The sequence below is a fragment of the Cobetia sp. ICG0124 genome, from assembly GCF_004006355.1.
In the GTDB taxonomy this organism is placed as follows: Bacteria; Pseudomonadota; Gammaproteobacteria; order Pseudomonadales; family Halomonadaceae; genus Cobetia; species Cobetia marina.
In genome coordinates this window covers 3053690-3066263 of sequence record NZ_CP024893.1, presented here as the reverse complement: position 1 = coordinate 3066263, position 12574 = coordinate 3053690, and the positions used below count along the sequence as shown (strand labels likewise).

General features: G+C 64.0%; 11 protein-coding genes. 8 read left to right on the top strand and 3 right to left on the bottom strand.

From position 1 onward, the window contains the following. Positions 1-19: 19 nt before the first annotated feature. The 5 genes from CU110_RS14270 (at position 20) to CU110_RS14250 (ending at position 3106) form a co-directional block, all read left to right on the top strand. A complete protein-coding gene (locus CU110_RS14270) occupies positions 20-799 on the top strand; it encodes a TSUP family transporter (protein WP_077378685.1) in 780 nt (259 codons plus the stop codon). Between the two features lie 64 nt (positions 800-863). Continuing rightward, the gene (locus CU110_RS14265) at positions 864-1859 is read left to right on the top strand and encodes a zinc-dependent alcohol dehydrogenase family protein (protein WP_084209433.1); all 996 of its coding nucleotides are present in this window, start codon (positions 864-866) and stop codon (positions 1857-1859) included. Between the two features lie 29 nt (positions 1860-1888). Next, on the top strand, positions 1889-2020 hold the full coding sequence (locus CU110_RS14260; RefSeq protein WP_084209432.1) for an entericidin A/B family lipoprotein: 132 nt from the start codon (positions 1889-1891) through the stop codon (positions 2018-2020). Positions 2021-2057: 37 nt separating this feature from the next. Further along, positions 2058-2189, top strand: coding sequence for an entericidin A/B family lipoprotein (locus CU110_RS14255; RefSeq protein WP_077378697.1), 132 nt, complete (start codon positions 2058-2060; stop codon positions 2187-2189). 29 nt (positions 2190-2218) lie between these two features. After that, positions 2219-3106, top strand: coding sequence for a LysR family transcriptional regulator (locus CU110_RS14250; RefSeq protein WP_084209431.1), 888 nt, complete (start codon positions 2219-2221; stop codon positions 3104-3106). A gap of 40 nt (positions 3107-3146) precedes the next feature. On the opposite strand, the gene CU110_RS14245 is transcribed toward CU110_RS14250, so the two are convergent. Then, on the bottom strand, positions 3147-4220 hold the full coding sequence (locus CU110_RS14245; protein ID WP_084209430.1) for a rhodanese-related sulfurtransferase: 1074 nt from the start codon (positions 4218-4220) through the stop codon (positions 3147-3149). Between the two features lie 76 nt (positions 4221-4296). Between CU110_RS14245 and CU110_RS14240 the strand changes: the two genes are divergently transcribed. Both CU110_RS14240 and CU110_RS14235 read left to right on the top strand, forming a co-directional pair. Beyond that, positions 4297-7491: an FdhF/YdeP family oxidoreductase gene (locus CU110_RS14240; RefSeq protein WP_127736425.1), complete on the top strand. Its 3195-nt coding sequence runs from the start codon at positions 4297-4299 to the stop codon at positions 7489-7491. Positions 7492-7666: 175 nt separating this feature from the next. After that, positions 7667-8107, top strand: a complete 441-nt coding sequence (locus tag CU110_RS14235) for a VOC family protein (protein ID WP_084209428.1) — start codon at positions 7667-7669, stop codon at positions 8105-8107. 333 nt (positions 8108-8440) lie between these two features. Here the strand turns inward: CU110_RS14235 and CU110_RS14230 are convergent, their stop codons facing one another. Further along, on the bottom strand, positions 8441-9208 hold the full coding sequence (locus tag CU110_RS14230) for a phosphatase PAP2 family protein (RefSeq protein WP_240665406.1): 768 nt from the start codon (positions 9206-9208) through the stop codon (positions 8441-8443). Between the two features lie 7 nt (positions 9209-9215). Here CU110_RS14230 and CU110_RS14225 point away from each other — a divergent pair, with 7 nt between their 5' ends. Beyond that, positions 9216-9530, top strand: a complete 315-nt coding sequence (locus tag CU110_RS14225; protein ID WP_164850382.1) for an META domain-containing protein — start codon at positions 9216-9218, stop codon at positions 9528-9530. 86 nt (positions 9531-9616) lie between these two features. Here CU110_RS14225 and CU110_RS14220 read toward each other — a convergent pair whose 3' ends face one another. Further along, positions 9617-12460: a valine--tRNA ligase gene (locus CU110_RS14220; protein WP_084209425.1), complete on the bottom strand. Its 2844-nt coding sequence runs from the start codon at positions 12458-12460 to the stop codon at positions 9617-9619. Positions 12461-12574 lie beyond the last annotated feature (114 nt).

Below are 12574 nucleotides of genomic sequence, written 5' to 3'. Positions count from 1 at the left end.
CAAGACAAGGAATGTCGGCATGACAAGTGATGTGGCAGGGCTGGCAGGCGGCCTTGATCTGATCAGCGTGGTGGCGCTGATCGCGCTGGGTGGCGTGGCCGGCTTCATCAATGTGCTCTCGGCGGGTGGTTCGATGCTGACGCTGCCCTTGTTGATGTTTCTCGGCCTGCCCCCCGCACAGGCCAATGCCACCAACCGCGTGGCGATCGCGTTGCAGAGTGCGACTGCCACCAGCACCTTCCTCAAGGCGGGGGCGCACAACATGGGGGTGGCCTGGCGACTGGCCGTGCCTGCCGTGCTGGGCGCGATGCTGGGGGCCTGGCTGGCGACCCGGATCAGTGCCGAGGCCTTCGAGGGCGTGCTGATCGTGGTGATGGTGGTGTGCTCGATCATGATGCTGCTGCCGACGCCGCGCATCGACACGCGTGAGCTGACGCCGGAACGCATCACTCCCATCGTGCTGCTGGCGATGTTCGGCATCGGTCTCTATGGTGGCTTCATTCAGGTGGGCGTCGGCGTGCTGTTCATCGTGGTGCTCTACCGGTTGCTCAAGATCGATCTGACCCAGGTCAACGTCTTCAAGGTCTTCATCGTGTTGATGTATACCCTGCCGGCGCTGGCGGTCTTCGTGTTCGATGGTCAGGTGCGCTGGGCCTATGGCCTGGTACTGGCGGTCGGCAACATGAGCGGCGCCTTCCTCGGTGCGCGGGTCAACATGAGCCCTGCCGGTGCGCGTTGGGTCAAGTGGCTGACGGTGGCGGTGATCTTCCTCATCGTGCTCAAGCTGGTGCTGACCTGATGCTGATTTGAGGCATGACACGGAGTAAGCTCGCTTCTTTCTCATTGTTCAGGAGTCTTCCCACATGCAGGCCATGGTCATCGAGCAATACGGCGCCCCGGATGTGTTCGTCGAGCGCGAGCTGGACACGCCGACCCCGGCACGAGGTCAGGTGCGCATCAAGGTATCCGCCTCCAGCGTCAATCCCATCGAGACCAAGCTGCGCAGTGGCCTGGTCAAGTCGCACCCCGACTTCCCGGCCATCCTCAATGGCGATGTCGCGGGGGTGATCGACGCCGTCGGCGAGGGCGTGACGGATTTCTCGGTCGGCGATGAAGTGCTGGGCTGCGCCGGTGGCGTGAAGGGCTGGCAGGGCGCACTGGCGGATTACATGATCGCTGACACCCGTGTGATCGTGAAACGCCCGAGTCTTGCGGCGCTGACCCTGGAAGAATGCGCGGCCTTGCCGCTGGTGTTCCTGACGGCCTGGACGGCGCTGGTCTCGCGCGGTCAGATCAAGGAAGGCGAGCACGTGCTGATCCACGCCGGTACCGGAGGGGTCGGCCATGTCGCGGTGCAGATCGCCAAGTATCTCGGCGCACATGTCACCACCACCGTGTCCAGCGAGGCCAAGGCCGATCTGGCGCGTCAGCTGGGCGCCGACGAGATCATCAACTATCGCGAGGAAGCGGTCAGTGACTACGTGGCACGCCTGACCTCCGGGCGTGGCTTCGATCTCGTCTTCGACACCGTCGGTGGTGACAATCTGGATCGCTCCATCGAGGCCACGGCGATCTCCGGTCGGCTGTGCTCCATCAACACCCGCTCGACCCACGACCTGACCCAGCTGCACGCCAAGAACCTGTCGCTGCATGTCATCTTCCGCTCGGTGCCGCTGCTGACCGGTATCGGCATGGATGAGCAGCCGGAGCTGCTCAACGCCTTGAGCGAGATGCTGGAGGCCGGGGCGGTTCGCCCGCTGCTGGACGAGCATCAGTTCAGCTTCCGCGATATCGCCAAGGCACATGAATTGATCGAATCCGGCGAGGCACTGGGCAAGATCCTGCTGGTGAATCGCTGAGAATTGGCACTTTCGAGAGAGGAATACCCATGCGACGCTTCATGATGATGACCGGTGCGGCTCTGCTGTTCGGCCTGATGCTGGGAGGCTGCAACACCGTGGAAGGCTTCGGGGAAGATCTTGAGCATCTGGGGGGCTCCATCGAGGAGTCGGCCAGCTGAAGGATCCATGATATCCATCACCACAAGGAGCATGACCATGTCCCGTACCATTGCACTGCTGTTCGCCTCTTTCTTCACTGTGGCGGCACTCTCCGGCTGCAACACCGTTGACGGTGCCGGCCAGGATGTCGAGCACGCAGGTGAAGCCGTTCAGGACGCTGCCCAGTAAGCAGGTCGCCAGACAGCAAGGACCCCGTCATGGATCATCGGCAGTTGGGCTTTCTGGTCGCGCTGGCCAATGAACGCCATTTCGGACGGGCGGCGCGAGTCTGCCATGTCACCCAGCCGACGCTCTCGGCGCGTCTCAAGCAGCTGGAAGAGGAGCTGGGCACGGCGCTGATTCTCAGAGGGCATCGTTTCGAAGGCTTCACGCCGGAGGGGGAGCGGGTGCTGACCCATGCGCGGCGCATCATCGCCGAGCTGGATGAGCTCAAGGGAGATCTGTCACCCGAGGCCGTGCTGACCGGTCGGCTGACGCTGGGTGTCGTGCCGTCCGCGCTGGCGGCGGTGGGGGAATTCCTGCCGCGTCTGCGTGAGGCCTTTCCCCAGCTCTCCCTACGCATGCGGGAGCTGTCCACCTCTTCGCTGGCTCAGGGGCTGGAGGATGGTGAGCTGGATCTCGCGGTCGGCTATCCGGCGGCCCCCGCCATGAGCGGCTTCGCCTGCCGACCGCTCTATCAGGAGCATTCGGCGCTGATTGCCAGTCAGGCGCATTTCCTGCTGCCCGAGACACCCGCATGGGAGTGTCTGCGGGAGTATCCGCTGGTGCTGCTGACGCCAGAGATGCAGCAGCGACGCCGGCTCAATCAGCAACTGGCACAGCTGAACCATCAGCCGTCGCCGTTGCTGGAAGCCAACTCCATCGCGGCGCTGGGCGTGATGCTGGAGGCGGGCCTGGGGGTGAGCGTGCTGGCGGAGCACCTTGCCGACTCGCGTCTCGGTACGGGGCTGGTGGCGCGACGCCTGCCCGGGGAGGGCGAGACGGTGGGGCTGCTGTGGCGTAGCGGCCAACAGCATAGCCGTCGGCTGAATGCCGTGCTGGAGCTGTTGCGCTCGCTCCCTCGGCCGGCAGACGTGGACGGGTGATGGAGAGGGCAACGCAAGACACCCCGTGAAAACGGGGTGTTCAGCCCTTGTCGGCGTCCTGCGTCTGCGCCTTGAGCGCGGCCAGACGAGCCGCTTCGCGCTGACGCTGCTTGGCGTCACGACGCGCCTGCATCTGGGCGAGCGCGTCCTTGCCCAGGTGCGCCTCACCCCGTTGCTCGGCGAGACGAATCTGATTCTCGCGCTCGGCAAAGCGTGCCTTCTGGGCATCGCTGAGCTTGTCGTAGCAGCGCGGGCAGCTGACACCCTTCTGGTACTTGTCGCTCTGCTTGTCCGCTTGCGTGATCGGCAGACGGCAGGCGTGACATTGGTCGAACTGACCGGGGCGCAACTTGTGGTCGACGGTGACACGGTCATCGAACACGAAACATTCGCCCTGCCACAGCGTCTCTTCCTGGGGCACCTCTTCCAGATACTTCAGAATGCCGCCCTTGAGGTGATAGACCTCCTCAAACCCCTGCTCCTTGAGATAGGCGGTGGATTTCTCGCAGCGAATGCCTCCGGTGCAGAACATCGCCACCTTGCGGTGCTGCTGCGGGTCCAGCTCACGGGAGACATAGTCCGGGAAATCACGGAAAGCGGCCGTGTTCGGGTTGACGGCACCCTTGAAGGTCCCCACTTCCACTTCATAGTCGTTGCGGGTGTCGATCAGCAGCACGTCAGGGTCGGAGATCAGCGCGTTCCAGTCCTTCGGCTCCACGTAGGTACCGACGGTATGGCGCGGGTCGATCCCTTCCACGCCCATGGTGACGATCTCGCGCTTGAGCTTGACCTTGGCACGCAGGAAGGGGGACTGCTCTGCCAGAGACTGCTTGGTATCCAGTTCCGCCAGGCGCGGGTCTGCCGTCAGCCAGGCCAGCAGGGCATCGATGCCGGCGCGAGAGCCGGAGACGGTGCCATTGATGCCCTCGCGTGCCAGCAGCAGGGTGCCGCGGATGCCATGCTCGTCCATCACTGCCAGCAGCGGTTCGCGCAGCGCCTCGAAGTCCTCGAGGGTGACGAACTTGTAGAGCGCGCAGACGACATGCTGCGGCGCCAGCGGGCTGGGACGAGCGGTGTCGGCAGCCGGTGCGACGGTCGTGGGGGTATCGGTCATGCAGGAGTCCTCATGCGGGCCGGAACGTAAATCCGGAGCAGGATGATCAGAAGGGAAGGCACAACGGGGTGTCGGAATGAGTGATTCACTCTATCAAGCAGCGACCGAGGGACTGCGTTATCAGGATGCGCGTGAGCGGCCCTTGCGAGAGCTGGATGGGCCCTCCGAGCTACCCGTGAGTCTGGTGCTCAATGAGATCCCGATGGGCACGCTGCTGGCGAGCCCCGAGGCGCTGGAGCCACTGGCGCTGGGGCACGCCTTCACCGCAGGCTGGATCACGCGGCGTGAGGAGGTCACTGCCATCCACCTCTCACGGCTGCGCCATGGGCTGGCGGTGCGTCTGGATGTCAGCGAGGCGCTGGCGCGCAAGGCCGAGGGCCATCAGCGGCGCGAGAGCAGCGTGTCCAGCTGTGGCGCCTGTGGCGTGCAGGATGAGGCCGAGCTGATGGCTGGCCTGACACGACTGCCGCCACGGGCAGCGCTCTCACCTGAGGCGTTGATGCGTGGGCTGGAGCGCCTGGAGCGCGCGACACGGCGCGGCATGCACCTGGCGCTGGGGCTGGACGCCGAGGGCGGCCTGATCTCGCAGGGGGCCGATATCGGTCGCCACAATGCGCTGGACCGCGTGATCGGCATGAGTCTCGACAGCGGCGTCTGGCCCGAGGCGCTGCTGGTCTCCAGTCGCTGCAGTCTGGAGCTGGTCCAGAAGACCATCCGTGCCCGCATTCCGACGCTTGCCACCCTTGCCGTGCCTTCACGCCTGGCGGTGGAGACCGCGCGTGCCTGTGATCTCAACCTGATCTGTGCCCATCGCGGGCGTCGACTCGAGCTGCTCAGTGGTCAGGCCGACTGCCGCCTTCCCCTTTTGCCTGTGGACCCTGACATGACTGATATTGCCGCCCCCGAGACGCCTGAGCACGCATCGGCTCGCCTGCCACGTGAGGATGAGAGGATGACGCGCCATCCCCGCATCGCTGCCTACTCCGGTCCGGCGGGCGGCTGGGGGGCGCTCAAGAGCGTCGGTCAGCATGTCAGTCACTCCAGGGCGCCATGGAAGAGCGTGCGCTCCCTGCTCAAGGCCAATCAGGACAAGGGCTTTGACTGCCCCGGCTGCGCCTGGGGCGATCCGGAGCACGGCTCCTCCTTCGAATTCTGCGAGAACGGCGCCAAGGCAGTGGCCTGGGAAGTGACCGCCAAGCGTGTCACGCCAAGCTTCTTCGCTCAGCACACCGTCACGGAGCTGCTGGGCTGGGACGACTTCATGCTCGAGGACCAGGGCCGCCTGACCGAGCCGATGCGCTACGACGCGGCCAGTGACCGCTATGAGCCGATCAGCTGGGAGGCGGCCTTCGCGATCATCGCCGAGCACCTCGATGCGCTGACGTCCCCGGATGAGGCGCTGTTCTATACCTCCGGACGCGCCAGCAACGAGGCGGCCTATCTGTATCAGCTGTTCGTGCGTCTGTTCGGCACCAACAACTTCCCCGACTGCTCCAACATGTGTCATGAGGCCAGTGGCGTCGGCATGAAGGCGAGTCTCGGTGTCGGCAAGGGCACGGTACTGCTGGAGGATTTCGAGCACGCGGATGCCATCTTCGTGTTCGGTCAGAACCCCGGCACCAACCATCCCCGCATGCTGGGGGACCTGCGACGTGCCTCTCGACGTGGGGCGCGCATCGTCAGCTTCAATCCGTTGCGTGAACGGGGGCTGGAGCGCTTCGCCGACCCGCAGTCGCCGCTGGAGATGATGACCCTCTCCAGTCAGCCCATCAGCCATCGTTATTACCAGCCGCGGATGGGGGGTGACATGGCGGCGGTACGTGGCATGGCCAAGGCACTCTTCGCCATGGAGGCGCGCGGCGAATTCACGCGCGCTGCTTCCTTCATCGAGCGCCACACGCGGGGAGCGACGGCCTGGCAGGACGTGGTCGAGGCGACGGACTGGGCCACGCTCGAGGATCAGTCCGGGCTGACCCGTACGCAGCTCGAGGAGGCCGCGATGATCTTCGCCGGGGCCGACAACGTCATCTGCACCTGGGCGATGGGCATCACGCAACATCTGCACGCCGTGGACAGCGTCCGGGAGATCGTCAATCTGCTGCTGCTCGGGGGCCATTTCGGGCGTCCCGGTGCCGGTGCCTGCCCCGTTCGCGGACATTCCAATGTCCAGGGTGACCGCACCATGGGCATCGACGAGAAGGCGCCGGCCGCGTTGATCGATGCACTCGAAGCCCGCTATGGCGTGAGCATGCCGCGTGGCCAGGGCTTCAACACCGTGGAGAGTCTGGCGGCGCTGGAACAGGGCAGGGCGAAGACCTTCATCGCGCTGGGCGGCAACTTCACGCGCGCCACGCCGGACAGCGAGCGCACCGAGGCGGCCATGCGCAACCTCAAGCTCAACGTCCAGATCAGCACCAAGCTCAACCGCAGTCATCTGGTGATCGGCAAGACGACGCAAGCGCTGATTCTGCCGTGTCTGGGGCGCAGCGAGATCGACCGCTCCGTACAGGTGGACTCCCAGCACATCAGCGTCGAGGACTCGATGTCGATGGTGCACTCAAGCGCTGGCATCAAGGCGCCGGCCAGTGACGAGCTGCGCTCGGAACCCGGCATCATCGCGGGTATCGCGCGCGCCACGCTTGCCCGGGTGCTGCCACGGCGCGGCGTGAGTGACCCGGTCAACTGGGAGGCGCTGAGCGAGAACTATGATCTCATCCGCGACGAGATCGCGGCGGTGATTCCCGGCTTTGCCGATTTCAATGCCCGTCTGACCCACAAGCGCGGTTTCCATCTCGCCAACCCGGTGCGTGAGCTGCGCTTCCCCACCACCAGTGGCCAGGCGGAGTTCTCGGCGGCGGCGCTGCCGGGGTCCGTGCTGCATCAGCAGCTCGCGCGTCGGGAAGGCTGGTTGACCCTGCAGACCATGCGTAGCCATGACCAGTACAACACCACCGTCTATGGCTACAACGACCGCTATCGTGGCGTGTCGGGTCAGCGTCGAGTGGTCTTCATCAATGCGCAGGACCTTGCCCGCCTGGGGCTGGCCGATGGTGACTGGGTCGACATGGTCGGTGAGCCGCGCCCGGATGGCAGTGAGCGGCGTGCGCCTCAGTTCAAGCTGGTGGAATACGATATCCCGGCCGGTTGCATCGGTGCCTATTATCCGGAAACCAATGTGCTGGTCGCATTGGAAAGCCATGGCAGCGATACCGGCACACCTGCCTCCAAGGCGGTCCCCGTGCGGCTGGAGCGCAGTTCACGCATCGCCTGACGGCGCGAGGCGCCAGCAGCAGGATGCAAGCATCACCACATTGCCGCGTGGCGAGGAGACTCGTCGCGCGGCAGTCGTGTGTCTAGAATATTCCCGTACGCCGAGCCCGCTTCGCTCGGCGTACGTCCTTTCCCGTCTTCAGTGCCGGCTCATCCATCGTTCAAGAGAGTGATCCATGCAATATCTGCACACCATGCTGCGTATCCGTGATGTCGACGCTTCACTGCATTTCTTCCGTGACCTGCTCGGCATGGTCGAGATCTCGCGCAAGGATTCCGAGAAGGGCCGCTTCACGCTGATCTTCCTGGCAGCCCCGCAGGATGCCGAACGTGCCCGTGAGATGCAGGCGCCGATGCTGGAGCTGACGCACAACTGGGATCCGGAAGACTATGAAGGCGGGCGCAACTTCGGCCATCTGGCCTATCGTGTCGAGGACATCTACGCCACCTGTCAGCATCTGATGGACAATGGCGTGACCCTCAATCGCCCACCGCGTGACGGCCACATGGCGTTCGTGAAGAGCCCGGATGGCATCTCGCTGGAGTTGCTGCAGGCCGGCGAACCCCTTGCGCCGCAGGAACCGTGGGTCTCGATGGCCAATACCGGCAGCTGGTAATGGCAAGGACTGCCTGATGTTGAGTGTTGCTCGTGCCTGGTTGCGTCAAGAACCGCGTCTGCTCGCTGTCGAGCATCGCCGTTTCTATCATGCCTATCTGTGGGTCTATCTGATGGTGCTGGGCCTTTATGTGGCCTGGCTGCCTGTCTTCATGGTGCTCAAGGCACCACGCCTGGCGTTCGCCAGCGGCATCATGGTGCTGGTGGGGCTGCTGGGAGTGCTGTTGCATCGTCAGCATCACATGCTGATGGCTCTGGTGCTGGTACTGGGCAGTCTGACGTTGATGACCTGGCTTGCCTCCTACTGCTTCGGCAATGCCGCCGGCTACGAGTATTACTTCTTCATCGTGATGGCCGGTATCCATCTTGCTCCCCTGTCAGGCAAGGTGCGTGTCATCAGCACGCTGTCTCTCTTCGTCGCTGCAGTGCTGTCGCTGATGGTCGCCACGGGCGTACACAGCACCCAGGGCAGAATGATCAGTGCAATGCTGAGCGAGCCCAGATAGACATCACTGAACCAATGGGCACCCACCATGATGCGTGGGGCACTCAATATCACCACGAATGCCAGACTCCACAGCGCGATGCGTCGTGGGGCGAAGGCCCACATGTAACCGGCGAAGACCATCAGCATCAAGCCGTGATCCCCCGGGAAGCTGTTCGAGGCCGAGTCCTTGGTCTTGAAGGACACCAGGTCGGAGAGATGCTGTGCGTGCTGGAAGACGCGAGTCGGACTGGCATGGCCGTAGCTGATGGCGCGCAGCACGAACAGCGAGATGATACCGGCGGTCAGCAGCATGGTGATGCCGAGGCTGGTCCAGCGCCGGTAGCGGTCGGGGCGCGAATCCTCAAGCATCGCCCAGCAGAACAGGACACCCATCAGGCCGAAGGCCGCCGCATCGAAGAACCGCGTGTTGAGAAGCCCCAGCAGGGTATCCCAGTGCGGATTGAGTGGCGAGATGAGGTGATTGAATGCCCAGAATACCCGGCCGTCCAGATCGGGCCAGAAATCCAGTGCCGGTATCCACCAGCTGATCAGCCCTGCGCTGGTCGGTACCCCCTGGAGCTTCTCGAAGACCGAGGAGACCGGTGAGGCGCCCAATTTCCTGTTGCAGGCCCCGACACCGGAGCAGCTGGCGGATGAAGAGGATGACCGCCTGCGTCTGGTGGGCAGCAATGGCTGCAATCGTCTGATGGGGCCGGTGGTACTGGATGAGTCTCGCCAGACCCTGGAGATCGGCCCGCTGGCCTCGACCATGAAGATGTGCCCCAATCCGGAGCAGTCCAATGCCTTCAATCGCATGCTGGAGGAGGTGGCTCGCTATCAGATCGTCGGCAGTGGCGAGAGCGCTCGCCTGCGTGTGATGGATGACACCGGCTACCTGCTGGCGACCTTCATGCCTGTCGCGGCCAGCGACGACTGAGCGCCTGCGACGATTGCCGGAATGAAGAAAGCCCCCGGCACCTTTCGGTGCCGGGGGCTTTTGCCTGCGATCAAGACGAGTGTGGCTTACAGCGCTTCGATCTTGGCGCGCTGACTTTCCAGCAGTGCAAGCTCCGCCTGGGCATCGGCCAGCTTGGCGCGCTCCTTCTCGACCACATCGGCCGGTGCGCGACCGACGAACTTCTCGTTGCCGAGCTTGTTCTCGAGACCGGTGATGACCTTCTGCTGCTTCTCGTGTTCCTTGTCGATGCGCTTGAGCTCGGCATCCTTGTCGATCAGGCCGGCCATCGGCACCAGCACTTCCAGCTCACCGACGCGCTGGATGGCGGACATCGGCGCTTCATCGCCCGCTGCCAGGAAGGTGATGCTTTCCAGACGGGCCAGCTTGGACAGGAACAGACGATTGGCTTCCAGACGCTCGGCGTCGCCGTCGGCCCCGTTCTGCAGGTAGACCTCCAGCGGCTTGCCCGGGGACAGGTTCAGCTCGTTGCGGATATTGCGCACCGCGATGATGATGCCCTTGAGCCACTCGATGTCACGGATGGCCTGCTCATCGATCCGCTCGGCGTCGGCCTGCGGCCACGCCTGGCTCATGATGCTCTCGCCTTCCACCGGCTTGCCGGCGTGAGGCGCGATGCGCTGCCAGATCTCCTCGGAGATGAACGGCATCATCGGGTGGATCAGGCGCAGGATGGTCTCGAGCGCGCGCACCAGGGTGCGACGCGTGCCGCGCTTGGCTTCCGCGCTGGCGTTCTCGTCCCACAACACCGGCTTGGAGAGCTCCAGATACCAGTCGCAGTACTCGTTCCAGATGAACTCATAGAGCGCCTGGGAGGCGTGGTCGAAGCGGAACTCTTCCAGCGCGCGGGTGACCTGCTGCTCGGTCTGCTGCAGGCGCGCGATGATCCAGCGATCGGCCAGTGACAGCTCGACGGCTTCGCCGTTGACGCCGCAATCCTGGTCCTCGGCATTCATCAGCACGTAGCGCGCCGCGTTCCACAGCTTGTTGCAGAAGTTGCGATAGCCATCGAGACGGCCCATGTCGAACTTCACGTCACGCCCGGTGGAAGCCAGTGACAGCAGGGTGTAGCGCAGCGCATCGGTACCGTGCGGCTCGATGCCTTCCGGGAACTCGTTGCGCGTGGCCTTGGCGATCGCCTTGGCCTTCTTGGGCTGCATCATGTTGCCGGTACGCTTCTCGACCAGCTCATCCAGGCCGATGCCGTCGATCAGGTCGATGGGGTCGAGCACGTTGCCCTTGGACTTGGACATCTTCTGACCGAGGCTGTCACGCACCAGACCATGCACGTAGACCTTGCGGAACGGCACTTCACCCTTGAACTTCAGGGTGAACATGATCATCCGCGCCACCCAGAAGAAGATGATGTCGAAGCCGGTGACCAGCACGTCGGTGGAGTGGAAGGTCTTGAGTTCTTCGGTGTCCGCCGGCCAGCCGAGGGTGCCGAAGGTCCACAGCGCAGAGCTGAACCAGGTGTCGAGGACGTCTTCGTCCTGACGCAGTTCGATGTCGGCACCCAGCTGGTTCTCGGCGCGGACTTCTTCCTCGTTGCGGCCGACATAGACGTTGCCGTCGTTGTCATACCAGGCCGGAATGCGGTGGCCCCACCACAGCTGACGCGAGATGCACCAGTCCTGCAGGTCACGCATCCACGCGAAGTACATGTTCTCGTAGTTCTTGGGCACGAACTCGATGTCGCCGTTCTCGACCGCCTCGATGGCCGGGCGTGCCAGCTCCTCGACGGCCACGAACCACTGGTCCGTCAGCAGCGGCTCGATGACGTCGCCGGAGCGGTCACCGTGGGGCAGGGTGTTGTTGATGGTCTCGACCTGCTCCAGCAGACCCAGCGCGTCCATGTCGGCGACCAGCTTCTCGCGCGCGACGAAGCGATCCAGGCCAGCGTAGGCGGCCGGCAGGCTGGCGTCTTCCTGGGGCTGCGGACGTCCCTGCAGGTCGTAGATCTCGGCGCGCTCCAGGATGGTGGCATCCTGGCTCATCACGTTGATCAGCAGATGGCCCTGACGCTTGCCGACTTCGTAGTCATTGAAGTCGTGTGCCGGAGTGATCTTGACGCAACCGGAGCCCTTTTCCATGTCGGCGTGTTCATCGGCGACGATGGGGATGCGACGGCCGACCAGCGGCAGTTCGATGAACTTGCCGACCAGGCTTGCGTAGCGCTCATCCTTGGGATTGACGGCCACGCCGGTGTCACCCAGCAGGGTTTCCGGGCGCGTGGTGGCGACGACGACGTAGTCCTTGCCATCGGCGGTCTTGACGCCATCGGCGAGCGGATAGCGGAAGTGCCAGAAGCTGCCTTGCTGATCACGGTTCTCGACTTCGAGATCGGAGATCGCGGTGTGCAGGGTCGGGTCCCAATTGACCAGACGCTTGCCACGGTAGATGAGGTCTTCCTTGTGCAGGCGCACGAAGACTTCCTGCACGGCCTTGTAGAAGCCATCGTCCATGGTGAAGCGCTCGCGGCTCCAGTCGATGCTGGTGCCCATGCGACGCAGCTGACGCGTGATGTTGCCGCCGGACTCTTCCTTCCACTCCCAGATCTTGTCGGTGAAGGCTTCGCGACCCAGATCATGACGCGTCTTGCCTTCTTCGGCGGCGACCTTGCGCTCCACCAGCATCTGCGTGGCGATGCCGGCGTGGTCGGTGCCTACCTGCCACAGGGTGTTGCGACCCTGCATGCGACGCCAGCGCACCAGGGTGTCCATGATGGAATCCTGGAAGGCATGGCCCATGTGCAGGGAGCCGGTGACGTTGGGCGGCGGGATGACCAGTGAGAAGCTCTCGCCCTGGCCTGACGGCGCAAAGCGATTCTCGGATTCCCAGCGCTCGTACCAGCGCGTCTCGATGGCGTTCGGTTGGTAGGTCTTGTCCATGGGTCTGCAAATGATCCGGTTGGGCGGGACGTCCCGCGCCGGCTCAGTGAGCGGGGCAGCGCAGGCAGAAAATGGGCTCGATTATAGCGCCGCTGATGTCAGGCGTCATTCGGT

What these genes read in the sequence shown, in the direction of transcription:
- CU110_RS14270 (WP_077378685.1), top strand. Translation starts at nt 20, where the DNA reads ATGACAAGTGATGTGGCAGGGCTGGCAGGCGGCCTTGATCTGATCAGC.
- CU110_RS14265 (WP_084209433.1), top strand. Translation starts at nt 864, where the DNA reads ATGCAGGCCATGGTCATCGAGCAATACGGCGCCCCGGATGTGTTCGTC.
- CU110_RS14260 (WP_084209432.1), top strand. Translation starts at nt 1,889, where the DNA reads ATGCGACGCTTCATGATGATGACCGGTGCGGCTCTGCTGTTCGGCCTG.
- CU110_RS14255 (WP_077378697.1), top strand. Translation starts at nt 2,058, where the DNA reads ATGTCCCGTACCATTGCACTGCTGTTCGCCTCTTTCTTCACTGTGGCG.
- CU110_RS14250 (WP_084209431.1), top strand. Translation starts at nt 2,219, where the DNA reads ATGGATCATCGGCAGTTGGGCTTTCTGGTCGCGCTGGCCAATGAACGC.
- CU110_RS14245 (WP_084209430.1), bottom strand. Translation starts at nt 4,220, where the DNA reads ATGACCGATACCCCCACGACCGTCGCACCGGCTGCCGACACCGCTCGT.
- CU110_RS14240 (WP_127736425.1), top strand. Translation starts at nt 4,297, where the DNA reads ATGAGTGATTCACTCTATCAAGCAGCGACCGAGGGACTGCGTTATCAG.
- CU110_RS14235 (WP_084209428.1), top strand. Translation starts at nt 7,667, where the DNA reads ATGCAATATCTGCACACCATGCTGCGTATCCGTGATGTCGACGCTTCA.
- CU110_RS14220 (WP_084209425.1), bottom strand. Translation starts at nt 12,460, where the DNA reads ATGGACAAGACCTACCAACCGAACGCCATCGAGACGCGCTGGTACGAG.